We start from the raw sequence: 25,222 nt of genomic DNA, 5'->3' as shown, positions 1-25,222 counted from the left end.
GTGTAAATTGAGAAATATTGGAAAATAACGAAATTGATTATAAGAAAAAACAATAAGCATGCATATGCTATTTAATGAGGGATTGGATGTGAATTTTTTACTAAAGCTTTTTCAGACAGGCATTGAGTAAAGATGCCTGTCTGAAAAATGATATGGCACATCATTCATAGCCATTGGGATTATTACATTGCCATCGCCAAGCATCGGTTATCATTTGTTTTAAATCTCTAGTTGCTTGCCAATTAATCTGTTGGTTTGTGTAAGACGGATCTGCAAAACACACAGCCACATCCCCCGAACGACGCGGTTTGAATTGATACGGGATGTTTAAACCTGAAACAGCTTGAAAACATTTTACAACATCTAAAACTGAATATCCTTTACCGGTTCCAAGGTTATAAATATGAACGCCCGAGCAATTTAGCTTAGCTTGCATGGCTTTCAAATGTCCTTCAGCTAAATCCATTACATGAATATAGTCGCGTACTCCTGTTCCATCATGAGTCGGATAATCTTTACCAAAGATAGAAAGACAAGGTAGCTTGCCCGCCGCTACCCGGCAGACATAGGGGAGTAAATTATTAGGAATGCCATTCGGATATTCCCCAATCAAGCCGCTTTCATGAGCACCGATCGGATTAAAATAACGAAGCAATGTTATGCTCCAGCGAGGATCTGCTATTTGGACATCTCCCAAAACACGTTCAGCCATATATTTTGAAGTGCCGTAAGGATTGGTTGTATTGCCAACAGGCATAGTTTCAGTAATCGGTGTTTGAGCTGGATTGCCATAAATTGTTGCAGAAGAGCTAAATACTATATTAAATATTCCGGCAGCTGCCATTTCTTCTACTAAGATTAATGTACCGACAACATTATTATCATAATATTTAATCGGATTGTTGACGCTTTCTCCTACTGATTTCAATCCTGCAAAATGCATAACAGTTTCTATTTTGTGTTTGTAAAATATCTGCCGAAGCAATGCACGATCGCGAATGTCTCCTTGATAAAAAGATGTTTCTTTTTTTGTTATCGTATAAATACGTGAAAGAATATTGGGCGAGGAGTTGCTTAAGTTGTCAAGAATAACAACATCGTGGTTTTGTTGGAGTAAGGTAACCACTGTGTGTGAACCGATAAAGCCGGTTCCGCCCGTAACGAGAATAGTCATTTTTATGGTAATTAATTATAGAAGCCAAACTACTTACAAAGTTTATTTGCAGCTATTCAATGCAAGATTGAATAGCTGCCATTTGGATGCTGATAAATTTATAAAGTTTATGAAGAAAATTGATTATGATACTTAGTTTATTGACTTATTCTTTTTAATAAATAATCTGCAAAAAACAATTTAGGATTACGGACTAATTTATTCAGTTTTCTTTTTAAAGTAGTACTCTTGTGAGACATAAGCTTTAATTGGTCTTGGCGAACCATTCTGTCTAAATTCGCATTATTAATTTTCTTCGGAGGAGGAGGTGTTTGCATCTGAGGTTTTGCAACCGGTTTGGGAGGTGTTGGTTTTTCAATTTTTTTATTTGCATTATTTCTTTCTATATAATCGTCTAAACGATACCTATCAAAAAGAAAACTGTTTCTCAAGTTGATAGGTGCAGTATTGTTGATTACTTTCTCACCTTTATTTGGTACGCGAACTACCTCGTATCTAATATTTTCAGATATCGATAGTTTAGCTAGTTTGGTATGGTTTCTTTCTCTTCTATCCCATTTGGCAAAAGAATAAAAATCATTTATTAAATAAGAAATAAATTTAAGGGATTTCTCTTTATCAAAAGCAAATGGTTGTTGTGTTAATTTTTGAGAAAGATCCACTGCATCAATAGCGAGTTGGTTTAAACCGCTACATTCATAAAATGTCTGGCCGAAAAAATAAACGGGTTTTTGGTAAGCAGCAGCCAATACGCCTACACCACTATTAATTAGTGCAACTGCATCGCAAGCATCTAAAATGTCACCGATGTGGTAATCATCAACATTTATGGCATTATCTATTTTGACTTTCTCTACAGTTAGTGGATGATTTTTGTATATAACCCGCCATTCGGTTTCTTCTAAAAGGAATGGCAGCTTTTTAATTTCATTAATGAAGTTGTCATAGCTTTTAATATTTCCGCAGAAAAAATTTGTAGTTGTATCACTTGGAGATTGTAAAGCTACAAAAAGTATTTTGATATTATTTGAGTCTCCAAATAATTTACGCTTAAGATTATCTTTTCCAATAAGAGATGATTGAGGCTCCAAGCTAGAACCACTGCTTCTTAAATGGGAAATATATTCAATAGTTTTTTGTCTATTTTCTTCTGTTAATGTAGTAGGCCAATTGTTTTCAGAATATGAATTACTTTCAGCACAAAAACCATTTGGATCAATATAGATTGACCACGGTAAAGCCCCACGCTCTATAACATAGCATGGAATGCCTTGTGTTTTTAAGGCTTGGTATAACGCTTGCCGTTTAGGATTGCCGTAAGGGTTATTAAATATAACCGATTCAATATTATAGGTTTTAATCAGTTTGTTTAAAAATAATATACTAATATTGTTTTCTTCTATTAAAAGCGGGTTGTTAAAGAATTTAAAAACCTCATGAGTATAAGAATGAGGGTTTTTAGTTAGAAAAAGATGCGTCTTTTTATTTGGGTTCCAAAGTGGAGGCAATTCATATTTTTCATTTGAATAGCGAGCAGTATTTGATAAGAAAATTTGATGGTTCTTTTCTCTTACTGCGGGTGAACGATGCTCTGCAATGGGATGCCATTTATGAAAACTGTAAATACCTTTTTGGCCAATAATATCTGCAAAAATTCGAAATAGAGAACGCCATCCCCTCCACTGTACTTGATTGGAATATGGACGGGTGTCTAATTTATAAAATTCACGCGGCTTTTCTATATTGGATTTTTTCAGAAGGCGTAACCAAAAATCCGAGTCTTCAAATCCCCATCCTTCAAATGAATCGTCATATCCCCCAACAAACAATGCGTGTTCACGAGAGCAAACTAAATAGGATGAAGCAGGGGCATGGAACTCAATCATATCTGAATCGGTTGCATTAAATATTTCAGATACAAGTTCATCGTATGCTTCTGTGGTTAAAGGAGCAGTTAAATTTTGTGATCCTTCTTCTGTTAGGTATGAAACTGGAATTACAAAAAAAGGCCAGTTTCTTTGAATAAGGAATGATTTAATTTGGGTATTAATCCAAGAGTAAAAATCTTTGTGTGAAATTAAATCAATATCTTCAAATACAACATAATCTGCTTCAGATTCTAATAGTGCAATATTGCGAGCTTTAGATGCATTCCACATTTCACAAGAAGTGTCGGCAAAAATGTATTTAAAATTATTTTGCTCGCATATAGATTTTATTAGATCACTATCTTCTTGAGGAGAGCCGTAATCAACTATTACAAAATTAACATTTGATGGAATTGAATATAAGGAACGATGTTGTAAGCGTGGTATTAAATCATATTCCTTGCGAGTTCTCACGGGAATAATGACATCTACACTAAAGGAAATGGATTTATTTTCATTTTGATTATGAACTAACATTAAATAACCCCGTTAATAGCCAAGTTAATACATAAAGCTTAATTTGCATAAATAATAAATTTGCTAAAATTTTGTTTTTTATTGGTTGTGAGATTTCAGCTTTGATGTGTCATATGCACACCTTGCAGTCTATATGGAAAACTCTAGAATCGGTTGCTTTTAAGATATTTTCATCTAAAAACTATTTAGATTGTTAAATTTTCAAAATTAATTATGGCATTGTAATATAGCGAAGATAGTTGCGCAAGTTTTATTTTTATTGTGGTTATTTTATTTTTTGGTATAAATAAACTTGTTAATATTTTCTTAGTTTTTGTTTTATGTTGTTTTACTGTGAAATATATATTTCATACAAGACGACAAGTTGGAGAGTGGAGAAACAACAAGGTAGGTCATGTAACACATCAGAATTCAGTTTTGTAATCATAGGTTTCATTATTTATTTGCTATAGTTTATTGGTGTTATAAAGTTAACATAAAAATATGCCTGTCTGAATTTTTCAAACAGGCACGTTCGTACAATGATGGCATTGCAATTAATTGGGCCAAAAAGAGTTGGATTTTAGATAAATTGTGCTGAGCATTACATTGTTTGTTATTGCTTTGTATGATTCAATAAATACGTATAAGAAGCCTGACGTTCTCTTAAATCATGCAATTTACGCCAATTTTCTTCTGATTGTATGTCTGGAAATAAGGCAATCATATGCTGATAACAGTATTCTGTTATGGTGTAGTCTTTTAGCAACATGGATAGTTCTGCAATTAGTACCCAATATTGATAATGGTGCTGGCTGGTTGGTCTGGGCGCAGTATTATAAGCTTCTTCCAATAAGCCTAATCTGTATCTAGCCAATATGGCAGGATAAATTATTTCTATTGAATCTGTTTCATGAACAGATTGTGTTGCGTGCAGAATTTTTAACCAGTTTTTCTCTTTTTCCCATAGTTTAATGTTGGTTCTTAAAACAGAAAAATGGTTGGGTATGCGTTGACAAGCAATGCTTAATACTTGTTTTAGCTCTTCGTGATTGTCCGTTTTTTCTAGAGATTCCAATAAAATTGGCAGTGTTGTGGCTGGAATGTATTCATATTGTTTTTTAAATCCCTGCTTCAATTGTTTTATTGTGGCTGTGTAGTTTTTTTTCACAAAAGACAGATGTGCAATTATTAAGCGGCATTCCCAGTCATCAGAAGTGTGTCTCTCATAAGCCAACAGGGTTTGATGTGCCTCAGATAAACAATCTGCACGTAGCTGAGCATATGCCAGCAGTAATTGGGGCTTATATTCGATCAAGTCTTTTGTATTAAAACAGGGTAACATTCTTGTAAGAAAATCACACAACTCTTGCCATTTTTTCTCGGAATAAAGAATCCATACATTAGACATAATTAAACATTGTTCACTAACGTTTTGATCATACTCCTCAATTAATTGTTTTATTGCTGTCGTGTTATGAAGCCGTGCATGGCACTCAATTAGCAATAAGATTGTGAAATTGTTTCTTATTGACATTGAACTGAGTGTTTTTATCGCATTTTCCCATTCGGATTGAACGGTATATAATTTGGCTTGCCAATATGAGATGGTTGTTTTTAATGCATGTTTGCTGAATTTCAGTAATTCTTTAAGCTCAATAAAATTTCCAGTTTTGAATAAAGCAAGGAACTGGGTTTCTTCTAGAAAAGCTGGATTTTCATAATTATCTGATGCTAGTGAGTTACATAAATCTAAAACACTATTCCAAGCTTGATGCTGAATAGAAGAATTAATGTATTGTTCAACAATTTCTGTTTTGGTATGTTGTTTAGGAATATCCAATGCTTTTATCGCGTTATAAACACGTTTGCAATTATTTTGATCTCTAAATGCAAATGTTTTTTCAATACGGCTTAGGTAAGGTTCATAAGGCCGGCCTTCGTTTTCTAAAACTTCAAGTATATCGTTACAAAGTTGGTCTTCTGTTTCTGAAACAGGGCCGAAACCATGTTGGTCATATTTAAAATAGCCGCTTTGAGTAATGTGGCCCCCAGAAAAAACTTCTTCTTTATCAAACTGGTAATATAAAACAGTTTTTCCTAAGAAAGCCATCTCAAAAGCTACCGATGAGTAATCGGTAATCATGAAGGTAGAGGTTTGAAATAAGCTTTGAATATTTCCAGTGGCTGCTTTCCATATTTGAATATAGTTTGGAATATTCATTAAAGTAAGGTAAGGCTCAATATTTGCATGGGGAGCAAATACCAGTTGGTAATTGTATTTTTCTACAATTTCTTTAAGTGCGCGGCTATTTAAAAATTGACACCAATGTTTTGCATAGGTCGTGTTCATGAAATTTTTATTGAGTTTACGGACATTTCCTTGCCCTGTGGCTTCCCCGACAATGCTGCTTCTCCAAGTCGGCATAATCAGAATGGTTCTAGTATTGGTTTGGTTTCCTGCCAATAGTTTGTCATGACGTGGAAATCCTGTAAGCGCCACTTCTTTATTACTTAGTTTATATGGCGATAAGTCATCTGCAATGGAATGGTATTCTGGAATTGTAGCCGTAACCATACACTTAATATTTTTTTTGCGGTTTAGCCAACAGGAAATATTATTTTGAGTCACTCCATGCTGAAGGAATATATACTTTTTACTATATTGATAATGATCTTTGAAATAGTTGTCAAAGTATTCGTCGGCATGGCTACTTATTAATTTTGATGCAATTTTTAATTTTGCTTCAAATCCAGCACTGCCAAATTCCAGCAGATTAAAACCGTCTTTGCTGAGTCTATTCCAATCATGGGAATCTTTGTTTAAGGCAAAGAAAATTTGTTGTTCGGGATGGTATTGTTGGACATAACGATAAAAGTGTTCTCCATTATCATCTGCTTGTATGTCTCTATCCATAATTATCCAGATATCAGAGCGGCCGGTTTGATATTCTGCTGAAGGAGAAAACGAGGAGATAATAGTATCGGCGCTTACACCATTGTTATGGCGGCTGCCTAAAATTGAAATTTTAACTGGTTTGTTTCCTAATAATAAATGGAATTTTTGATTATTTGTTGCCTCTTTATATGAAATCCATAAGCGACGTTCGTATGCTACAGGTTTACCTGTTATGGTGTAGGTTACAGTTTTTGCTGAAACAGGAGCTATACTTTGAGTGTCTAATAATATTTGTTCATATGGTTTTTTATATGAATAGAAAGATAATAGAAATGATTGCTGATCTTTATCTATGTTTTCAATATAAGCAAATTGATAGGGCATTTCTTGTTGCTTGAAATATTCAAGAAAAATAACTCTATATAGAAACCAAGTGCCTGCTAGATTGAAATCTAAAATGGTTTTGGTATCGATGTAGGTAAAAATATCTTTCCATAAAAGATGGAAAACTTCTTTTTGCTCTTCCGTCAGAAAGGAAGTCCGACCATCTTGGTTAAGTAAGTAATCTATGTACCAAGCTGCGTCATATAATACGGTTCTTTGGATATATGTAGGTATATGCCCTTGTTTGCTTTTAAAATCTTCTAGCATAGGGATATAGCCATATTTTAGAACATCAAAAAATTTTTCAGCGGACTGCCATGCTTTATTAAGCGTGGAGCTTTGGTCACCTCGCTTGCGGTAAAAATAATGAGCATCTTTTAGGAACAATGCAAAACCATAGGTTTGGTTTAATAGATAGTCTGCAATGAATTTCCCATCTTCAAAATTAGGTTTAACTTTATGGTCAAATAATAAATTGAATTGTTTAATATATTGTGTTCTGAAAAAGCTTGAAGCTACGGATAAGTTTATATTATTTTCTAAATTTGTAATTTCTACTTTATTAACTTTTTTATTAAATCGATACCTAAGTGAATGAGTATCTTTATAACTATTATTAGTCTCTATAAAGAAAATAAGGTTGCTTACAACCATTTGGGTATTGGGGTTATTTGCTATTTCAGTATCGACTATTTTAAAATAATCGGTGTTGATAAAATCATCAGGGTCAATAAAAGTAACCCATTCTGTTGTGGTATATTCAAGTCCTAGATTTCTTGCTGATGATTGTCCACCATTTTCTTTATATATATATTGTATATTATTAGGGAATTTTCGTTGCCAATTGTTAATTATTTTGGCGGAGTTGTCAGTGGATCCATCATCTACACAAATAATTTGTATATGTTTTTTAAAGAATAAGCTTTGTTTTGTTATGCTGTCAAAAAAATCATCTAAATATTTTTCAACATTATAGATGGCAGTAACTATAGTGTAATCATAGTTGCCTGTATACTTTATTGGTAAAAATTTTTTTGCCCGAGTACTGTGCTTAAAATACATATCTTTAAAGAATAATTGAGGGTCTCGTAAAAGCTTTCTGAATTTTCGATTGATTTGACTCATCGGAATAGTTCCTAAAATTTAAGAAAAATTAAAATATTGTTTTAGTGCGCTTATTAATTTTTCTTGATAATTGTCGATTTGATTCTGGCTATTAAAGTCGTTGGCACAAAATGAGTGGGGGGCGGAGTCGGATTGTTTTAATTGTAAAAGAGCTCTGTATTGGCTTTCTGCATGTGGGGATCTTATATTGAAATAATAGCAAATTTCGTGAGCCATGAAAGATTGACCATCTAAATACATTAACCAAGGTATCAAAAATGTGGCTAGATTTAAATCTTGATTGGTACGAAATTTATTATGTAAAAAGGCTTTAATTTCTGTGTTAAAAATATCCCATGCTTTTTCATAAGCACTTTTTCTTAATGGTACATAAGTGTGGACTAAAGGCGCATCAATTTGAGCTGAATAATATTTGCTCAACAATTTAATGGAATTAAGAGAAGCCGAAAGAGTTGGTGTCATGACTCCCTTGTTTCTCATAGCATTTAAGCTTTTTTTTGCAACGAAAATAGATGCTATTCCATTGCTGCGAAAGAAATGTTGAGTTAATAAGTTTCTGGCTGCAAAAACATCATCATTAAAGTAAATAAAATGTTCACTTAGACCACTAATGTTATGGAGATGTGCTTCAATTACATGTGAATTAAATGTGGGTAGGAAACTATTATCTATAATTTCTTTGTGATCAATGATTTTTATTTTTGAGTCTGTGGGGCTTAGCCAATCTGGAGTTTGATTGTCAGTAACGACATAAATGTGGCGAACCCATGGCATGAAATATTTCACACTTTGAACTGAATAAAACAATTCATTGTGATTACTGAAACGTGCTTGATCATTTGCATATAATCCAGAAGAAGTTGTATTTTTGTTTACATGCTTCATAAAATTATTTTGCCAATTAATATCTTGATTATCAACCCAAGTAAAAACTACATCTATATCTACAGAAGAATGAGGGTAAATTAAAGCATCTTGTTTTAATAATTCGGTTTCATTTTTGATAACAATGGATTCTTCAGATTGAATAATATACTGCTCGTTATTGATAATTGGATGCTTTTTATTTAAATAATCCCTAAAAAAAATTCCTGGGTGGTTAATAAACTTTTTTATTTTCTTCATTACGGTATTGGAGAATTGAGAAATTTTGAAAGAGGGGTGTGTTGCAAATCTTAGAATTTTTTCAGACTATCTAGTCAATAGTTAAGATTGCATGCGTATTCTGTGAAGATTTGTAATCTTTGTAGATCCCTAAGTTTAATTATTAATATTTGTAAGTATTTGCTTTGTTTTGTTTTCGTTTACAATCTTCGAGGTTCAAATGAATATTTTAATAACAATATTTAGTATAATGCAATATGCTTTGGAATTTATTTATGGTTTTTTATTCTGAACCGAGCATGTACAATTGTACTATCTGTATTGATTTGAAATTATATTAACTATCGATTCTTATGAAAAAAAATAAAGTTTTCGTAGGTTGGGCTATCAGTCTGGTTGCTGTGGGTGTTCTTACTGGATGCGCAGGCTTACCGAGCTCGGGGCCTAGTACCAGAAAAGTGGCGGCTTTGGGCAATGAACAAGTTTCGGCAAATGTTCCACAAGTCAGCGTAGTGGATGTGAATGAACCTATAGTGCGTAAACTTTATCAGGAGCGTTTGGCACAGTCGTTTGCTGAGTTAGGTGGTGGAAAGCTTCTGCAAGGCCTTGTGGGTGTCGGTGATGTTTTGGATATTACTATATGGGAAGCTCCCCCCGCTTTGTTGTTTGGCAGTGTGTTGTCGACTTCGGGAGCAGGCAGTGGTCAGGTAACTAAGCTTCCTGAGCAGATGGTTAGTGCGCAAGGACTGATTTCCGTACCTTTTGTCGGCAATGTTAAGGCTGCAGGTAAAACTCCGGAGCAAATTCAGAATGTGATTAAAGGTAAATTGAAACGGATGGCGAACCAGCCTCAGGTTGTGGTACGTTTGGCGCAAAATAACTCGGCGAATGTTTCTGTGGTGCGTGCGGGAAATAGTGTGCGTATGCCTTTGACTGCCGGTGGCGAGCGAGTGTTGGATGCAGTCGCGGCTGTTGGTGGTGCCAATGGGGCTGTACAGGATATTTCTGTGAGGCTTTCTCGGGGAGAACAAGTGAAAACAGTGGCATTTGAAACTTTGGTTTCTGATCCGAGACAGAATATTTTGCTCAAATCGGGTGATGTAGTCACGCTTTTGAATAATCCTTTGAGTTTTACTGCATTGGGTGCGGTGGGCCGCAGTCAGCAGATAGATTTTTCAGCTAAGGGATTATCTTTGGCTGAAGCAGTGGGTCGTATGGGGGGATTGCAAGACAGGCGTTCGGATGCGCGTGGAGTGTTTGTGTTCCGCTATCAGACTTTGGCAGATTTGCCGGAAGAGGAAAAAGGTGTATGGCTAACCAAAGGTTACTCTTATGATGCAGAAATTCCTGTTGTTTATCGTTTGAATCTTACTGATGCAAATTCTTTATTTTGGATGCAGCGCTTTCCTGTTCAAAATAAAGATGTGGTTTATGTGTCTAATGCACCGTTAGCGGAAGTTCAGAAATTCTTGCAGTTTGTATTCTCTCCTGTGGTTAGCGGGGTAAGCAGTATTGATAATATTGCAAATTGATAGGTTGTAACCGGATATGTCAGAACAAAAAACAGTGGTTGAGGAGCAGGTTCAGGAGCCTGTTCAAAACGCAAAAAAGCAAAAACCGAAGAAAAAAAACTTGGTGGAAAAAATTTCGCCGTTACTTTGGGCAACAGTGGTAATTCCTACATTGGCCTCTGTCGTTTACTTTGGAGTAATTGCATCGGATCAATATACTTCGGAATCTACTTTTGTAGTGCGTTCTTCAAAAAGTCAAAGTTCTTTTAGTGGCTTGGGAGCGCTGTTGCAAAATGTGGGCTTTTCCCGTGCCCAAGATGATACTTATACGGTGCGTGATTATATGTATTCGCGTACGGCGCTGGCTGAGTTGGGTAAAGCTTTGCCGGTTCGGACTTTTTATGAGGATAAAGGCGATATATTCAGCCGTTTCAATACCTTTGGCTTGTTTGGGTCGAACGAGGCTTTTTATCAATACTACAAAAATAAAATTCAGATTAATTTTGATGCGGTGTCCGGTATTTCTTTGCTGGAGGTTACATCATTTGATGCGAAAGAATCCAAACAAATCAATGCAGCTTTGTTAAAGCAGGGTGAGCATTTGATTAACAAGCTTAATGAGCGGGCGAGACAGGATACCATTCGTTATGCTGAAGATGCGGTAAAAGTAGCGGAGCAGCGGGTAAAGGAAACCGCGGCTAATATGACCAACTACCGCACCAACAATAAAGTTTTCGATTTAAAAGCTCAATCAGAAGTGCAGATGGGTTTGGTTTCCAAACTGCAAGACGAGTTGATTGTGATTCAAACCCAATTGGATCAAGTGAAGGCAATTACGCCGGATAACCCGCAGCTGCAAGGTCTCAAAGCGCGTGAGCAAAGTTTGCGGAAAGAAATTGCCCAGCAAACGAAAATGATTTCCGGCGGTGGGTCGAAATCGCTAACCGGTCAGGCTGAAGAGTATCAGCGTTTGTTTCTGGAAAATGATTTGGCAACCAAACAATTAGCTGCTGCTATAACCTCTTTGGAAAGCGCTAAAGCAGAAGCAAACCGCCAGCAGCTTTATTTGGAAGTGGTGTCACAGCCGAGTGAGCCGGATTTGGCGACCAAACCTCACCGTTTTTATAATATTGTTGCCACTTTTATCATCGGTTTGATGATGTATGGGATTTTGAGCTTGTTGATAGCCAGCGTGCGCGAGCATAAAAACTGATGAAAGAATTGCATAAAACTTCGTTTTGGGAGTCGCTGTTAATCCAGAAGCGGGTTATCGGCGCGCTTCTGATGCGCGAAATCATTACTCGTTATGGACGCAACAATATCGGTTTTTTATGGCTGTTTGTAGAACCTTTGCTTTTAACCGTGTTGATTGTGTCGATGTGGCAGTTTATGCGCGCGGATAAATATTCAACATTAAATATTGTGGCCTTTGTGTTGACAGGTTATCCAATGGCTATGATGTGGCGTAATGTATCGAACCGGGCAATCGGAGCTATTTCAGCCAATGCCAGTTTGCTGTATCACCGGAATGTGCGGGTATTGGATACAATCTTTGCCCGCATGTTGTTGGAGATCGCAGGGGCGACAATTGCCCAAGTTGTAATCGTTGCTGCGCTTGTGGCAATAGGCTGGGTAGACCCGCCGGCAGATGTGTTTTATATGCTGGCAGCTTGGTTGATGATGGCGTTTTTTGCAGTTGGTTTAGGTTTGGTAATTTGCTCGATTGCTTTTAATTTTGAGGCATTTGGAAAATTATGGGGTACGTTCAGCTTTATCATGTTACCTTTATCAGGTGCTTTTTTCTTTGTTTACACGCTGCCTCACCAAGTGCAGGAATATGCTTTGATGATTCCTATGGTGCACGGTACGGAGATGTTTCGTCATGGGTATTTCGGTGATTCTATCGTAACTTACGAGAATATCTGGTTTATGCTGATTTGCAATCTGGTGTTGTTGCTGCTTGGTCTGGCGATGGTGAATAATTTCAGTAAAGGCGTGGAACCGCAATGATTTCGGTTGAACATGTATCGAAGCGTTATCGCACGCGTAGTGGCTGGCGCACGGTGTTGCACGATATTAACTTCCAGCTTGAGAAAGGCGAAAAAATCGGCATTCTTGGCCGAAATGGTGCAGGTAAGTCAACTTTAATCCGTTTGATCAGCGGAGTGGAACCGCCTACTTCGGGAGAAATCAAGCGAACTATGAGCATTTCTTGGCCTTTGGCGTTTAGCGGTGCGTTTCAAGGCAGCCTTACGGGCATGGATAATTTGCGTTTTATCTGCCGTATTTATGATGTAGACATTGATTACGTGCAGCGCTTTACTGAAGAGTTCTCTGAATTGGGGCAGTATTTATATGAACCGGTAAAGCGTTATTCTTCAGGCATGAAAGCACGGCTGGCGTTTGCTTTGTCGCTGGCAGTTGAGTTTGACTGCTATTTGATTGATGAAGTTATTGCTGTGGGTGATTCGCGTTTTTCGGCCAAGTGTAAATACGAGCTGTTTGAAAGGCGTAAAGACCGCTCGATTATCTTGGTTTCCCATAGCCACAGTGCAATGAAACAGTATTGTGACAATGCTATGGTGTTGGAAGCGGGGCATTTGTATCAGTTTGAAAATATGGATAAAGCTTATGAATATTACAATGCGAATTTGTAATTGGGGGCCGACAAACAATGCCTGTCTGAAAAAGTTTCAGACAGGCATTTTTGAATGGTATGTTTATTTGCTATATATAAATGCAGCTTTAGTGGCTGGTGTGTGAGGCCTCTACCCCCGTTTTAATTTCGCCGTAAGCTTGGGTATTGCCGGAATTCCCGGTTTGGGTACAGGCGGCGAGCAGGAGGCCGGTGATGAGGGCCAAGCTGATGGTTTTCATTGAATCTCCTTTCATTATGACAAATAAGCAGGCATTATTTTCCAATACAGAATCTTGAGAAAATCACGCCCAGTAAATCGTCGGCGGTAAATTCGCCGGTAATTTCGCTGCATGCCACTTGGGCAAGCCGCAGGTGTTCGGCAAACAGCTCTATTTGGTGGTTGCCGCAAAGGGCTGCATTTTCCAATTCAGCTTCGGCAGTGTGCAGTGCGTTGATGTGGCGGCTGCGGGCAAGAAACAGGCTTTCGCTCTCACCTTGCCAGCCGATTTCTTCCAACAGGGCTTGTTTGAGCAACTCTAGGCCTTCGCCGGTTTTGGCTGAAAGCTTGATTAAGGTGTCGGCGCCGCTTAAAGCCGAATGCCTTTCTGAAAATACACCTACTGAATCTCCGGTAAGGTCGGTTTTATTGTGGATTTCGATTTTTTTCAGGTTTTCAGGCAGGCTTTCTAAAATTGCCTTGGTTTTGGCGTTGATGCCTTCGCGCGGATCAATCAGGATCAGGGCGACATCGGCTTCCTGTACGGCTTTTTGGCTGCGCTCTATGCCGATTTGCTCGACGATGTCGTCGGTGTCACGCAGGCCGGCAGTGTCAATAATATGTACGGGCACGCCGTCCAGGGTGATTTGCTCCCGAACGGTATCGCGTGTGGTGCCGGCGATGTCTGTGACAATGGCAATGTCATCTCCGGCAAGGGCGTTGAGCAGGCTGGATTTGCCGACATTGGGTGCGCCCACTAAAACCACGTTCATACCTTCGCGCAAAATCGCACCTTGTTGGGCGCTGGCGAGCACGGTTTGTAATTGTTTCTGCAAGGCGTGCAGCCGGCCTTTGGCGTCGGCTGCTTCGAGAAAGTCGATGTCTTCTTCGGGAAAATCGAGCGTGGCTTCCACCAGCATCCGCAGTGTAATCAAATCTTCAACCAAATCATGGATGTGGCGGGAAAAGGCGCCTTTGAGCGAACGCACGGCCATGCGGGCGGCGGATTGGCTGGATGCGTCGATTAAGTCGGCCACGCTTTCGGCTTGTGCCAGATCGAGTTTGTTATTGAGAAAGGCGCGTTTGGTAAATTCGCCGGGTTCGGCCAGTTGGGCGCCTAGTGCCAGGCAGCGGGCAAGCAACATCTGCATCACAACCGGCCCGCCGTGGCCTTGCAGTTCGATAACGTCTTCGCCGGTAAAGCTCGCAGGCGCAGCAAAGTAAAGCAGCAGGCCGTTATCGATAACTTGGCCGTCGGCATCTAAAAAGTCGGTATACAGGGTTGTGCGCGGTTTGGGCGTTTTGCCGCCGCTGACAGATTGTGCAAAGGGCAGCAGGTCTTTTCCTGAAATACGAATCACGCCGATGCCGCCGCGGCCGGGAGCGGTGGCGATGGCTGCTATGGTTGGATTGGAGGTTGGGGCAGTCATATGGTGATGTATTTTGTATGAACGGTTAGCCGGATTATATAGCAAATAAACTTAACTTTTGCTACGGCGTTGCTGCACCTTGTCGTACTATTTGTACTGTCTGCGGCTTGTTGCCTAGTATCAAAAATAAGTTTATTTGCTATAGCAAGTAGGGCGGATGCCTGTCTGAAAATACAAAAACAGCCGGAACCTTAATGGGTGGTTCCGGCTGGCTGTTTTGGTTAACCTAATACTTCTTGAACTTTCAAAATATCGTCTAATTCAATATCGGATTTGATGCCTTCGAATTTGATGGAGTTGTGATAGGTGTAGCCGTCTTGTGTGCCGGTAAAGTGCAGTATCTGGTTGTATTGATCCCAGTTGAGTGCATGTTTTTCCGGATCCAGCAATTCGGTGAACACGAGTTTGTCTTGCTCGAAATTGAAGTTGATGATGGTGTCTTGGCCGCTGTCGCTGTTGGTTACGAACACATAGCTGTCTTTGCCTTGTCCACCGTGAAGCTTGTCGTCGCCTGCGCCGCCGATCAGGATGTCGTTGCCGGCTTCGCCGCGCAGAAAATCATTGCCGCCGTTGTTGCTGCTGTCAATGAGCTTCTCCCAGTTTTCTTCGATGAAGTAGCGGACTGCGCCGTCGCTGCTGCTGCCCAATTCTTTTCCGACATAGGATTTTAAAGCTTGGAACGCGTTTCCGCCGTCTTCTGCTTTAAATCCTAATCCGTCGGTGCTGATGTTGTCGCCAAACAGAATATCGTTGCCGTTGTTACCTGACAAATTATCGTCGGTAGCTTGGACCGTGTAGATAATTTTCTCGTCATTTATCTCGATTTCAGCTGAATTTTGATTGTCGCCGATTAACACGTCTTTACCCATATTGCCGTGTAAATCTGCGCTTTCGCCGCGGCTGTTGTCGCCGGCTTTCAGTTGGTAGGCGTAAGGGTTGTCTTCGGTGTCGTTCACGCGGATGGATAAGATCGATCTGTCGAAATCGGGGCCGGAGGCCAGCGGGGAGTGGGCGCGGATTTTGTTGGTTGAGTTATAAACAATATCAGGCACTAAGCCGGTAAAGCCTTCTTGAGGTACGAAAGTATAGCTGCCGTTGGTGTTGATGGTAAGGGTGCCGACGCCTTCGATTTCATGGGCTCTGTCTAAGGGAACGTGTTGATCGTTGATTCTGACCGAGTTGAGGTAGGGCGGTTGGTCGAATGATTCGTGAAACATTTCTTGAAACAGTTTACCGGAAATTTCTTTGCCTTTGGCCGTCCAAACATTTTCATCTTCGTCAATCAATATCACCCCACCCGGTCGGCGGCCAACGCTGAAATCGTAAATCGTGGTGGCAGTATTTTGGTCTGCATCCATAGATTCCAGCCAAACGGAGTGGTTTCCGGCTTTGATGCCGTCTAATTTGTAGGTGAAATTGCCGTTTTCATCAATCAGGTCTCGCAAGGGAATCCGTTCCTTATAGTCGATTTTTAAATAGGCTGCGCTGCTGCCCGGCTCCACTTTGCCTCGAATTTCGATATCTTTCGAATAAGAGTGCCAAACGCCTTTGTCATTCGGCTGCATCGCTTCCCCGTCGGATAAAATTTCTAAAGATTGATTGTTGCTGTTAATCTGGCCTGACATTTTAGTGATAATGATGTTGCCTGATGAATCGGTGGCATCCAGTTGTACTCGGATTTCACCATTGTTGGCGCCGAATGCTTGAATAGAGGCTGAAAATGAGCCGTCTTCTTTAATGTCTGAATTTCTAAGGGGCAAAGAATAGCTTTCTTCAACCACTTCATTGTTGGCTTTGGTTACGGAATAATAGGCCGTAATTTTGACATCTTTGGAATCGGGGGCAATTTGGCCGTTAATTTCCAATAACTGCTTATCGGTTTTGAAATAATTGTTTTCAGGGTTACGGCTTTCGGCGCCGTTGATGCTGATCCATTGATGCTCACTCATCATTCAATCCTTTCTTTTACTGTTACTTTAGGAATAATTATTTTTACAATAATTTAAATAAATTATTGTATTTATAAGGCTAATATGTGTTTAAATAATATTTCATTATGCTGTTTGCGTAAACAGCAAAAAATGCCTGTCTGAAATTTTTCAGACAGGCATTTTGTGTCGATGTTGATTGATGAATCAATGTATGCCGAACACGTTGAGTACGGAATGAATAATAAAGCCGGTAAACGGCATCAGAATTGTGCCCAGCAAGCCGGTTGCCAATAAAAATATCAGAATCCACATGCCGTAAGGCTCAAGTTTTCGAAACTGCATGGAAGCGCGCGGCGGAAGGAGGCTGTCGACCACGCGACCGCCATCCAAAGGCAGGAGCGGCAACATGTTCAACACAAACAAAATAGCATTAATGCTGATACCGTAATTTGCCATACCGGCCATAGGTCTTTGGAAATCCATCGGCGCAAACGGCGTCAGCGCCATAACCGCGCCCCAGCAGAAAGCCATAACCAAGTTGGATAAAGGACCGGCAAACGCTACGCTAAAAAGACCCATACGCATATTCCTAAAATGGCGGGGAATAATCGGCACGGGCTTGGCCCAACCAAACAGGAAGGGTGTAAATAAAAACATAAACAGAGGAACTATTACTGTTCCGATTAAATCGATATGGGCTAAGGGGTTTAAGGTGAGCCGACCTAATTTTTCAGCTGTGTTGTCGCCCCAATAACGGGCGGCGTAGCCGTGTGCGGCTTCGTGCACGGTAATCGCCAGCAAAACGGGTAATACAGCCAATAAAAAATTGGCCAGGTTGAACTCTTGAAACATTATTTTCCTTTAGGTTTGTAAAGTTGAAGGGTGTGTCGGCTGAAAATAGGGCTTCCGCAGCGGCTTTAGTTTAAAAAATAAAATATTTTAATTGTGTTTTCGAATTAAGGGGTGTTGAGATGAAAATAATTTAATTTATACACGAAAATCAGAGGTTTTATGAAATACCGATCAGAGATTGATGGTTTAAGAGCGATTGCCGTTGTATCGGTTATCATGTTTCATGCAGGTTTGCCCTTTTTATCGGGCGGATATGTCGGTGTCGATATTTTCTTTGTGATCAGCGGTTATTTGATTTCTACCATTATTTTTGATGAGGTTGAGCAGAAAAAATTCAGCTTCATCACTTTTTATGAGCGCAGGGCGCGCCGGATTGTACCTGCTTTGTCGCTGATTATGCTGTGTTCTATTGTTCCGGCGTATCTGCTGCTTCAGCCTTCCGATTTAATCAGCTTTGGTAACAGCCTGATTGCGATTCCGATTTTTCTTTCAAACGTATTATTCTGGAGCGAACGCGGCTATTTTGGTGCGGCGGCTGAGCTCAAGCCGCTGATTCACACTTGGAGCCTGGCGGTTGAGGAACAATTTTATCTGTTTTATCCGATATTTGTTATCGCTGTTTTCAAATGGTTTAGAAAATATCTGGCCGCTATTCTGATGGCAGGCTTGATTCTTTCGCTTGTTGCTTCTTATTATGTAACCCGCCTGCATTTTGAAACCGGATTCTTCCTGCCGTTTACCCGCGCGTGGGAAATGCTGTTTGGCGGCATGGCGGCTTTGCTGATCCGCAACCGGATAATAGAAAAATATCCGTTCAACGGAACGGTGGCATCATTGATCGGCTTGGCGCTGATGTGTTATTCCATTTTTGCTTTCGACGATAAAACTTTGTTTCCGGGCATTGCGGCCACCATTCCCGTTATCGGTACGTTTTTGGTGCTCATCTCGCCTCAGCAGAATAACTTGGTTCACAAATTCCTTGCGAATAAAGTGTTTGTTTTTCTCGGCTTGACCAGTTATTCGCTTTATTTATGGCACCAACCGATTTTTGCCTACATCAGCTATATGCAATTGGGGCACGGTTGGCTTTATGCAAGCATAATTCCGGTGGTGATTTTATCGGCAATCAGCTATAAATGGGTGGAAACACCTTTCCGTAATAAACAGTTGATGACGAGAAAAACCGTTTTCTCTTTTGCGCTGATTACCTCCGTTTTCTTTGTTGTGGCCGGCGGCATTATCGTGTTGAACAAAGGCTTTGTAAACCGCTATAACGAAGCCGATCAAAAGATTCTGACCAGCGTTACCGGGGCGAGCGAATATAATTCGGAGCGTTTTGATGCCGCTGAGCTGGTTGAGTTTGAGGCTAGTGGTAAACGTAAGGTTTTCTTGGTGGGCGACAGTTTTGCCAAAGACTTTATGAACTTGGTGTATGAATCCGGCAATGACAAACGCTTCAGTTTCTCTACCAAACAGATTAACTCTGAATGTGGCAATATTTATGTGCCGTTTGATAAAGATGCCAATATTCCGCCCGCCCGCCGTATGCGCTGCGATTCTATCGGCTGGTTTGAATCGGATAAAGTGAAGCAGCGTATGCAGGAGGCTGATGAAATTTGGCTGGTCGGTAAATGGCAGGCTTGGGTTGTGCCCCATATCCGCCCGAGTGTCGAACAGATGGAAAAAGATTTTCAGAAGCCGGTTAAGGTGTTTGGGATTAAAGATTTTGGTAAGTCTTCTCCGATTGTGGCGATGAAAATCCCTGCGGATAAGCGTTTGTCTTACACTGAGCCTGCGGCTAGGGATGCCGTGGATGTGGAGCAAAAAATGCAGGAAAGCGTGCCTGCTAAAAACTTCCGCAGCCTATTATCACTCTATTGCGGCAAAGATTTCGGCACCTGCCCGATGTTTACCGGTGACGGCAGCCTGATTTCGCAAGATGGCGGCCATTTGACGGAATCCGGTGCGGTATATCTCGCTGAAAAATTGACGCCGCTGCTGGAGGATAATCCGGGTAAATAAAGAGTGTGTTGTGAAGAATGCCTGTCTGAAAAAAGTTTTCAGACAGGCATTCTTTATGTCGGCAATTTGATGTTTAGAAGCCAAACAATGATTTGTCGCCTTTGCCTTCGCGAATCAGCTCTACGCCGTCGGTCATGTCAACCACAGTGGTCGGTTCGGTGCCGCACCAGCCGCCGTCAATTACCAAATCAACCGAATGCTCCAAGCGGTCGCGGATTTCATAGGGGTCGGTAAGCGGTTCGTCGTCTTCCGGCAGCATCAGGGTGCAGCTGAGCAGCGGTTCGCCCAGCTCTTGTAGCAAGGCCAGTGCGATTTTGTTGTCGGGTACGCGCAGGCCTATGGTTTTGCGTTTGGGGTGCAAAGTGCGGTTGGGCACTTCTTTGGTGGCTTGCAGGATGAAAGTGTAGCTGCCGGGGGTGGCGGCTTTCAGCTGGCGGAACTGGCTGTTGTCCACTTTGGCGTAGGTGCCCAGCTCGCTTAAGTCACAACACATTAAGGTAAGATGGTGTTTCTGGTCGATTTGGCGGATGCGTAGGATGCGCTCCATTGCTTCTTTGTCGCCTAAGTGGCAGCCGAGTGCGTAACAGGAATCGGTGGGGTAAACCACGATGCCGCCTTTGTTGATAATTTCCGCCGCTTGTTTGATCAAGCGTTCTTGCGGGTTGTCGGGATGGATGGCGAAAAATTGTGCCATGGTGTGTATTCCTTGTTGGTTTTACGTTTGTGTTTTCAGACAGGCATGGTTAATAGAGTCTGCATCCTATAACAAATAAACTTAACTTTTGCTACGGCGTTGCTGCGCCTTAGCTCAAAGATAGGGATTTTGTAAGCCGCCGAAGCAGCAACAAAATCAGCCATGTACTACTTGCACTATCTGTAGCTTGCTGCCTCGTATCAAAAATAAGTTTATTTGCTATATCAAGGCGCTGCCCGTTTTTTATAAGCTGTTATCTTTATTTGGCGGGGCGGTCGGTTTCGCCGCCTTCTTCCGGATCGTCGGCAAACCAAATTTGCGATTGCTGGTGCGGGCTGGCCGATAAGTCTTCAAGCAGGCGGATGTATTCGGGCGACGCTGCCAGCAGCTCACGCGCGGCATGTTTGAGTTTGTTGATGTCGTCGCGCGGCAGGTAAAAGCTGGTTGGAATATTTAACACACTGTTGCGCAGCTCGGATTCCGGCAGATCGCGGAGGTTGAGGCTGATAAAATACATGCCTTTGTGCCGGCCGCTTTCGTCGTCGCGTGCGGTAGCATTCCATTGGTCGGTAAACGCGCGCACCCGACGCAGCGATTCTTGCGAATATTGGTCGATGGGAATGTTGATGATGGCATTCAACACGTCGGATACGCCGGGAATAGCCGGGCTTTGGTCTATTTGGGTTGCGATTTGGTTTTGCGCGTTGACATTGATGAGGATGACTTTTCTCGCGCCTTTTTCTTCGATAACCCGTTGGTACAGGCTTTTGTCAGAATAGGCTTCGGCAATATCCAGCAGCCCTCGCAGGCCGAGATTGTCGGTTAGGCCGCCATCGATTAAATGGATGTAGGGCCGGGCATTGCTGTCGTTGTAGCGTTCGAAAACGTTGCTGATTTCTTTTCTGTTTTGGGTTTGTAGCGAATCTTTATCGGCACTTTCCAGCGCTTGTTGCAAAGGCTTTGGCAGTGTGTAGCCGCAGTTGCCGCCGTTGTTGTTGAGGGTTACCGGCGCGAATACCAAGGGCACCGAGCTGGACGCGGCCACGGCACGCGCAATGCGTAACTCAGAAAGGTTCAAACACATGGAATCGAAATATTCCTGAGTAAAATCGAAACGCTGGCCGGTTGACATATCGGTTGCGGAAATCACCGCAAACGGGCCTTTGCGGCGTTTTTCCAAGTCGCCGAACGTGGTGTTGCGGAACAGGGTGTTTTCAAACTGCTCTTGCAACAAGTCGCCGCGGCCATATTCCGGAGAAGTCAGGCGGGGCAGGTTGGCAAAGGAAAAAGCCTGCTTGGTAACTTGTCTTTGAAAATTCTGCTTAAGGAAGCGGCGTTCAAATGTCGGAATCACGTCTTTGCCGTGCAAGGAAAAATAAGCGGCCAGCACGGAACCGCCGGATACCCCGTATACTAAATCTACGCTTTCAAGTAATGTGAGCTCTTTGCCTTCAAACCAGACTTTCTGTTTGCCCAATTCTTCTAAAACACCATAGCCCAAAGCCGCCGCCCGTGTGCCGCCGCCCGAAAACACCATAATCATATAGATGTTGTCGTTATTGCGTGCCTCCCAGTTTTTTTCCAAACGGTAGCCCTTGCTAGTGTCGATTTTGTTGATGCCGGCTAAAGGTTGGTATTGCACCAGTGTACAGGCAGACAAAAAAGAGGTGGCGGTAAGCGGTGCAAGGTATTTGATGAATCGTTTAATCAGTTTCTTTCGCATGGTGTGCAAAAATATGTCGGATAATCATGGAATCATTGTAAATCAAAAAATATTTGAGCGGCAGCCCGGCATCCGGTATTTTCAGACAGGCATTCTGAGAATTTTAAACTTTGCAAAGATGTTATCCCTATTGCCACATTAATGGTGTGTTAAATGTAAATTGAATAGATAAGTCATTGGGCTGTATTTGAATTCCTAAAGCATAAATTTCCCAGATATATCAATATAAGACCGATTGTTTTTGATAGGAAACAGGGTGAAAATGTTTTGATAAAATTTAGTTAACTTGCAGATAGTCAAGCAATTGTAAAGCGCATCATAAATGCATTTATATTAGGGAATTCTTTAATCATTTAAAATAATCAATAAAAACAATATGCTCACTTTACTTATACTGGTCTCGCTTACCGGCTTTCTGATGTCTAAATATCGGAAACTCGGTGCGTTTAATCCATTCACACTCTTTTTCGGCTTGTGGTCGGCGATTTTTATCGCATATAGTTTCTTTCAGGATATTTATTATCTGGTTTCTTCCGAATATCTCTTGATTCAGATATGCGTTCAGCTTGGCGCGCTATTTCTTATGTTGTTCGCGCGCCCTCCGGTTTATTCGCCGAATGCAGCGCTATTACCTGTGTATAAAGTGAATAAGCCGGTGTTTTTTATCGTGCAGCTTATCTTGCTGATAGGTCTTCCGCTGATTTATCAGAGGGCTACGGACCTTGCCGGCGGCAATATCTTTACCAGTATCGGCTACACGCGCTTGCGTTATGCTTTTAATATGGAAGGCGCCAGCGTGGGCTTTTTGCGCTACTTTACGCCGCTGTCGTTTGTTGCTTCAGCCATTGCGGTGTATTTCGCTTCCAAAAAGCAGATAAGCAAGTTCAGCGCGCTGCTGACGGTACTTTCCGGCTTGTGTTATGCGTTTCTTGCGACAGGCAGAACCTTTTTCCTGCTGATTTTTATCCTGATTGTCGTTCCGTTGGCGGTGAGTGGGAAAATCAAGACGAAAACCATGGCTCTATTGGGTGCTTTGCTGATAAGCGTATTCTTTTTAATCGCCTGGTTAACGTCGAAAGGCACGTCGGTAAACGCTTCATTCGGAGAAAACGTAGCCGGGTTTGTCGACAGTATGCAAAGCTATTTGGTGGCGCCTTTTGTGGCTTTGTCGATGTTGTTTGATAAGCTGTCCACCATGCACTACGGCGACTATTCTTTGCGTTTTGTGCTCAGCCTACTTTCCTCTCAAGGCCTTACAGACCCGCCCGCCCCGATTGTGAAAGGCTATCAGTTTACGCCCATTCCGACCAACCTTTACACGGTTTATGAGGTTTATTTCAGGGATTTCGGCGTGTTCGGCTTTTTCATTCCGCTTATTTTCCTGCCGGTGCATTGGATCATGTATAAATCAGCAAAGCGCAAGAATGATTTCTTTGTGATTGTTTATGCCATATCGGTGTACCCTTTGCTTACTCAGATTCTGCAAGACCAATATATGACTTTGATTTCAACTTGGATTCAAATGGCGCTGGCGTGTATTCTGTTGATTAAAAAAGACCGGTTCAGGTTGTAACATTAATAAAGTAAATGCCTGTCTGAAAAGTGTGTAAGATTTTTCAGGCAGGCATTTTTTATTGGCGGCTATATTTTGAAATGCGCCCAAACCGGTTGGCAGATGTCAGGCAATTCGGGGCAGGTGCCTAGAATGCCGCCGCTGAAATCGCCGAGGCGGTGGAAGTCGCTGCCGACGCTGGATAATAAGCCGTAACGCTGGGCGAGCAGGGCGTAATTTAAGCGGTCGTTTTTATCGCAGCTGCCGCTGTGTATCTCGATGGCGTGTCCGCCCAGCGTTTTGAATGCTTCAAACAGATTGCGCTTGGCAGAGGCGGAAAAACCGTAGCGCATGGGATGGGCAATCACGGCCAGGCCGCCGGCGCCGAGTATGGCGGCAACGCTTTCTTCCAAGCTTGCCCATTCGTGTTTAACCGAAGCGGGCTTGCCTTCACCCAGATATTTGGTAAATGCCTGCTGTTTGTTTCTGACATGGCCTTGGCTGATTAAAAATTCTGCCAGATGCGTGCGTGAAACCATTTCAGGGTTGGCGGCCAAGGCAAGTGCGCCTTCGTATACGCCGCTTATGCCTTTTTTCGCCAGCTTGCCGGCGATGGCTGCCAGTCTTTCTAATCTGCCTTGCCGCACTCGGGCAAGCAGGGTTTGCAGGGCTGTGTCGTGTTCGTCGAAATCCAAGCCCACAATGTGCACGGTACGGCCGCGCCAGGTTACGGAAATTTCTACGCCGTTGATGAAGCGGATGCCGAGCTTTTCAGCTTCCGCACGCGCTTCGGCTAAGCCGCCCGTATGGTCGTGGTCGGTGAGTGAGAGCATGGTGCAGCCGTTTTGTGCGGCCAGCCGAACCACTTCGGCAGGACTTAATGCGCCGTCGGACACGGTGGAGTGGCAGTGCAGATCAATCATGCGGTTTTTCATCGGATTGTTGCGCGGCGCGGGCTGCTTTCAGGCGCTGCTGTTGTGCATCGTAAGCGGCTTTTTCGTTGTAATAAATCGTTTGGATGCAGGCTTCGCCGCATTCGCTGCCGCAGCATTCCCACGCTTCAGGCTTTACCGGCTCCGGAAGCAAGGGTTCAGACAGGCATTCATGCTCAGGCTTCAGAGTCGTATCCATCGCAAATCTCCAAAGTGCAGCCGTTGAATTCAATGGTTTCCCCGCCGCGGATTTTGGCGGTTTTGCGCGTTTCTACCGCACCGTTGCGCAATACTTCGCCGGCAGCAATCAAGGCTTTGGCCTGACCCCCGCTTTCTACCAATCCGGCGAGTTTCAGTAAGTCACATAAAAGGAATGTATTCGTCGTTTTCCAGATAGACGGTTGCTTGCATGATGTTTTCTTTAAAAAAATAGACTTGCAGCTTCATGCTGCTTTTCAGACAGGCATATTTTACACGAATGTTTTTATTTAATCTTTTAAAACAAGCACAATGATGCTTTGTTCAATATATCCGGATGCCTGTCTGAAAAAGTCGCCGGAGATAATGGCTGTATCTGATTTTTCAGAAAGGCATTGCTGTATTTCAACCCTGTTATAATATCCTTTTACGTTTCCCATCACCTTCCCGCC

Annotated in this window: 19 protein-coding genes and 1 pseudogene; 6 read left to right on the top strand and 14 right to left on the bottom strand. The window is 41.8% G+C overall.

Annotation, left to right across the window (positions count from 1 at the left end; translation table 11 throughout):
• Positions 1-160 precede the first annotated feature (160 nt).
• The 4 genes from galE to AKG09_RS08495 form a co-directional block, all read right to left on the bottom strand.
• Positions 161-1,174, bottom strand: a complete 1,014-nt coding sequence (gene galE, locus AKG09_RS08510) for a UDP-glucose 4-epimerase GalE (protein WP_054619017.1) — start codon at positions 1,172-1,174, stop codon at positions 161-163.
• 137 nt (positions 1,175-1,311) lie between these two features.
• The gene (locus tag AKG09_RS08505; protein WP_054619016.1) at positions 1,312-3,579 is read right to left on the bottom strand and encodes a galactosyltransferase-related protein; all 2,268 of its coding nucleotides are present in this window, start codon (positions 3,577-3,579) and stop codon (positions 1,312-1,314) included.
• A 595-nt stretch (positions 3,580-4,174) separates the two neighbouring features.
• A complete protein-coding gene (locus tag AKG09_RS08500) occupies positions 4,175-7,966 on the bottom strand; it encodes a CDP-glycerol glycerophosphotransferase family protein (protein WP_054619015.1) in 3,792 nt (1,263 codons plus the stop codon).
• An 18-nt stretch (positions 7,967-7,984) separates the two neighbouring features.
• The gene (locus AKG09_RS08495) at positions 7,985-9,091 is read right to left on the bottom strand and encodes a stealth conserved region 3 domain-containing protein (RefSeq protein ID WP_054619014.1); all 1,107 of its coding nucleotides are present in this window, start codon (positions 9,089-9,091) and stop codon (positions 7,985-7,987) included.
• Positions 9,092-9,423: 332 nt separating this feature from the next.
• Between AKG09_RS08495 and AKG09_RS08490 the strand changes: the two genes are divergently transcribed.
• Genes AKG09_RS08490 through AKG09_RS08475 form a run of 4 tightly spaced genes read left to right on the top strand, consistent with a single transcriptional unit; the run spans position 9,424 to position 13,238 of the window.
• Entirely contained in the window at positions 9,424-10,602 is a 1,179-nt protein-coding gene (locus tag AKG09_RS08490; protein ID WP_054619013.1) for a polysaccharide biosynthesis/export family protein, read from the top strand.
• A 16-nt stretch (positions 10,603-10,618) separates the two neighbouring features.
• The gene (locus AKG09_RS08485) at positions 10,619-11,794 is read left to right on the top strand and encodes a capsule biosynthesis protein (protein ID WP_054619012.1); all 1,176 of its coding nucleotides are present in this window, start codon (positions 10,619-10,621) and stop codon (positions 11,792-11,794) included.
• A complete protein-coding gene (locus tag AKG09_RS08480; RefSeq protein ID WP_054619011.1) occupies positions 11,794-12,591 on the top strand; it encodes an ABC transporter permease in 798 nt (265 codons plus the stop codon). The genes AKG09_RS08485 and AKG09_RS08480 overlap by 1 nt, the downstream gene beginning before the upstream one ends.
• Positions 12,588-13,238, top strand: a complete 651-nt coding sequence (locus tag AKG09_RS08475) for an ABC transporter ATP-binding protein (protein ID WP_009115266.1) — start codon at positions 12,588-12,590, stop codon at positions 13,236-13,238. The genes AKG09_RS08480 and AKG09_RS08475 overlap by 4 nt, the downstream gene beginning before the upstream one ends.
• Before the next feature lie 88 nt (positions 13,239-13,326).
• On the opposite strand, the gene AKG09_RS12340 is transcribed toward AKG09_RS08475, so the two are convergent.
• From AKG09_RS12340 to AKG09_RS08460, 4 genes are all read right to left on the bottom strand, one after another.
• A complete protein-coding gene (locus tag AKG09_RS12340; RefSeq protein WP_255351137.1) occupies positions 13,327-13,458 on the bottom strand; it encodes a hypothetical protein in 132 nt (43 codons plus the stop codon).
• A gap of 34 nt (positions 13,459-13,492) precedes the next feature.
• Positions 13,493-14,866 carry a tRNA uridine-5-carboxymethylaminomethyl(34) synthesis GTPase MnmE gene (gene mnmE, locus AKG09_RS08470; RefSeq protein ID WP_054619010.1) on the bottom strand — a complete coding sequence of 458 codons (1,374 nt, stop codon included), beginning with the start codon at positions 14,864-14,866 and terminating at the stop codon, positions 13,493-13,495.
• A 221-nt stretch (positions 14,867-15,087) separates the two neighbouring features.
• Positions 15,088-16,818 carry a hypothetical protein gene (locus tag AKG09_RS08465; RefSeq protein ID WP_197272136.1) on the bottom strand — a complete coding sequence of 577 codons (1,731 nt, stop codon included), beginning with the start codon at positions 16,816-16,818 and terminating at the stop codon, positions 15,088-15,090.
• Positions 16,819-17,001: 183 nt separating this feature from the next.
• Positions 17,002-17,649: a site-2 protease family protein gene (locus AKG09_RS08460; RefSeq protein ID WP_054619008.1), complete on the bottom strand. Its 648-nt coding sequence runs from the start codon at positions 17,647-17,649 to the stop codon at positions 17,002-17,004.
• Between the two features lie 159 nt (positions 17,650-17,808).
• On the opposite strand from AKG09_RS08460, the gene AKG09_RS08455 reads away from it, so the two are divergent.
• Positions 17,809-19,671: an acyltransferase gene (locus AKG09_RS08455; protein WP_054619007.1), complete on the top strand. Its 1,863-nt coding sequence runs from the start codon at positions 17,809-17,811 to the stop codon at positions 19,669-19,671.
• Positions 19,672-19,744: 73 nt separating this feature from the next.
• Here AKG09_RS08455 and AKG09_RS08450 read toward each other — a convergent pair whose 3' ends face one another.
• Both AKG09_RS08450 and AKG09_RS08445 read right to left on the bottom strand, forming a co-directional pair.
• Entirely contained in the window at positions 19,745-20,365 is a 621-nt protein-coding gene (locus tag AKG09_RS08450) for an L-threonylcarbamoyladenylate synthase (RefSeq protein ID WP_054619006.1), read from the bottom strand.
• A 259-nt stretch (positions 20,366-20,624) separates the two neighbouring features.
• The gene (locus AKG09_RS08445) at positions 20,625-22,088 is read right to left on the bottom strand and encodes a patatin-like phospholipase family protein (protein ID WP_054619005.1); all 1,464 of its coding nucleotides are present in this window, start codon (positions 22,086-22,088) and stop codon (positions 20,625-20,627) included.
• A gap of 376 nt (positions 22,089-22,464) precedes the next feature.
• Between AKG09_RS08445 and AKG09_RS08440 the strand changes: the two genes are divergently transcribed.
• A complete protein-coding gene (locus AKG09_RS08440; RefSeq protein WP_082391903.1) occupies positions 22,465-23,661 on the top strand; it encodes an O-antigen polymerase in 1,197 nt (398 codons plus the stop codon).
• Between the two features lie 68 nt (positions 23,662-23,729).
• On the opposite strand, the gene AKG09_RS08435 is transcribed toward AKG09_RS08440, so the two are convergent.
• From AKG09_RS08435 to AKG09_RS11935, 4 genes and pseudogenes are all read right to left on the bottom strand, one after another.
• Positions 23,730-24,563 carry a PHP domain-containing protein gene (locus AKG09_RS08435; protein ID WP_054619044.1) on the bottom strand — a complete coding sequence of 278 codons (834 nt, stop codon included), beginning with the start codon at positions 24,561-24,563 and terminating at the stop codon, positions 23,730-23,732.
• Positions 24,556-24,771, bottom strand: coding sequence for an oxidoreductase-like domain-containing protein (locus tag AKG09_RS08430; protein ID WP_054619003.1), 216 nt, complete (start codon positions 24,769-24,771; stop codon positions 24,556-24,558). The genes AKG09_RS08435 and AKG09_RS08430 overlap by 8 nt, the downstream gene beginning before the upstream one ends.
• Positions 24,749-24,983 (bottom strand): annotated as a pseudogene (locus AKG09_RS08425) (RNA-binding S4 domain-containing protein). Before AKG09_RS08425 ends, AKG09_RS08430 begins: the two are co-directional and overlap by 23 nt.
• 77 nt (positions 24,984-25,060) lie before the next feature.
• The gene (locus tag AKG09_RS11935) at positions 25,061-25,210 is read right to left on the bottom strand and encodes a hypothetical protein (RefSeq protein WP_156320828.1); all 150 of its coding nucleotides are present in this window, start codon (positions 25,208-25,210) and stop codon (positions 25,061-25,063) included.
• Positions 25,211-25,222: the final 12 nt, after the last annotated feature.

The sequence above is a fragment of the Neisseria sp. 83E34 genome (assembly GCF_001308015.1).
Classification (GTDB): Bacteria; Pseudomonadota; Gammaproteobacteria; order Burkholderiales; family Neisseriaceae; genus Neisseria.
This window is presented reverse-complemented; position numbering and strand designations above follow the sequence as displayed.

What these genes read in the sequence shown, in the direction of transcription:
- galE (WP_054619017.1), bottom strand. Translation starts at nt 1,174, where the DNA reads ATGACTATTCTCGTTACGGGCGGAACCGGCTTTATCGGTTCACACACA.
- AKG09_RS08505 (WP_054619016.1), bottom strand. Translation starts at nt 3,579, where the DNA reads ATGTTAGTTCATAATCAAAATGAAAATAAATCCATTTCCTTTAGTGTA.
- AKG09_RS08500 (WP_054619015.1), bottom strand. Translation starts at nt 7,966, where the DNA reads ATGAGTCAAATCAATCGAAAATTCAGAAAGCTTTTACGAGACCCTCAA.
- AKG09_RS08495 (WP_054619014.1), bottom strand. Translation starts at nt 9,091, where the DNA reads ATGAAGAAAATAAAAAAGTTTATTAACCACCCAGGAATTTTTTTTAGG.
- AKG09_RS08490 (WP_054619013.1), top strand. Translation starts at nt 9,424, where the DNA reads ATGAAAAAAAATAAAGTTTTCGTAGGTTGGGCTATCAGTCTGGTTGCT.
- AKG09_RS08485 (WP_054619012.1), top strand. Translation starts at nt 10,619, where the DNA reads ATGTCAGAACAAAAAACAGTGGTTGAGGAGCAGGTTCAGGAGCCTGTT.
- AKG09_RS08480 (WP_054619011.1), top strand. Translation starts at nt 11,794, where the DNA reads ATGAAAGAATTGCATAAAACTTCGTTTTGGGAGTCGCTGTTAATCCAG.
- AKG09_RS08475 (WP_009115266.1), top strand. Translation starts at nt 12,588, where the DNA reads ATGATTTCGGTTGAACATGTATCGAAGCGTTATCGCACGCGTAGTGGC.
- AKG09_RS12340 (WP_255351137.1), bottom strand. Translation starts at nt 13,458, where the DNA reads ATGAAAACCATCAGCTTGGCCCTCATCACCGGCCTCCTGCTCGCCGCC.
- mnmE (WP_054619010.1), bottom strand. Translation starts at nt 14,866, where the DNA reads ATGACTGCCCCAACCTCCAATCCAACCATAGCAGCCATCGCCACCGCT.
- AKG09_RS08465 (WP_197272136.1), bottom strand. Translation starts at nt 16,818, where the DNA reads ATGATGAGTGAGCATCAATGGATCAGCATCAACGGCGCCGAAAGCCGT.
- AKG09_RS08460 (WP_054619008.1), bottom strand. Translation starts at nt 17,649, where the DNA reads ATGTTTCAAGAGTTCAACCTGGCCAATTTTTTATTGGCTGTATTACCC.
- AKG09_RS08455 (WP_054619007.1), top strand. Translation starts at nt 17,809, where the DNA reads ATGAAATACCGATCAGAGATTGATGGTTTAAGAGCGATTGCCGTTGTA.
- AKG09_RS08450 (WP_054619006.1), bottom strand. Translation starts at nt 20,365, where the DNA reads ATGGCACAATTTTTCGCCATCCATCCCGACAACCCGCAAGAACGCTTG.
- AKG09_RS08445 (WP_054619005.1), bottom strand. Translation starts at nt 22,088, where the DNA reads ATGCGAAAGAAACTGATTAAACGATTCATCAAATACCTTGCACCGCTT.
- AKG09_RS08440 (WP_082391903.1), top strand. Translation starts at nt 22,465, where the DNA reads ATGCTCACTTTACTTATACTGGTCTCGCTTACCGGCTTTCTGATGTCT.
- AKG09_RS08435 (WP_054619044.1), bottom strand. Translation starts at nt 24,563, where the DNA reads ATGATTGATCTGCACTGCCACTCCACCGTGTCCGACGGCGCATTAAGT.
- AKG09_RS08430 (WP_054619003.1), bottom strand. Translation starts at nt 24,771, where the DNA reads ATGGATACGACTCTGAAGCCTGAGCATGAATGCCTGTCTGAACCCTTG.
- AKG09_RS11935 (WP_156320828.1), bottom strand. Translation starts at nt 25,210, where the DNA reads ATGGGAAACGTAAAAGGATATTATAACAGGGTTGAAATACAGCAATGC.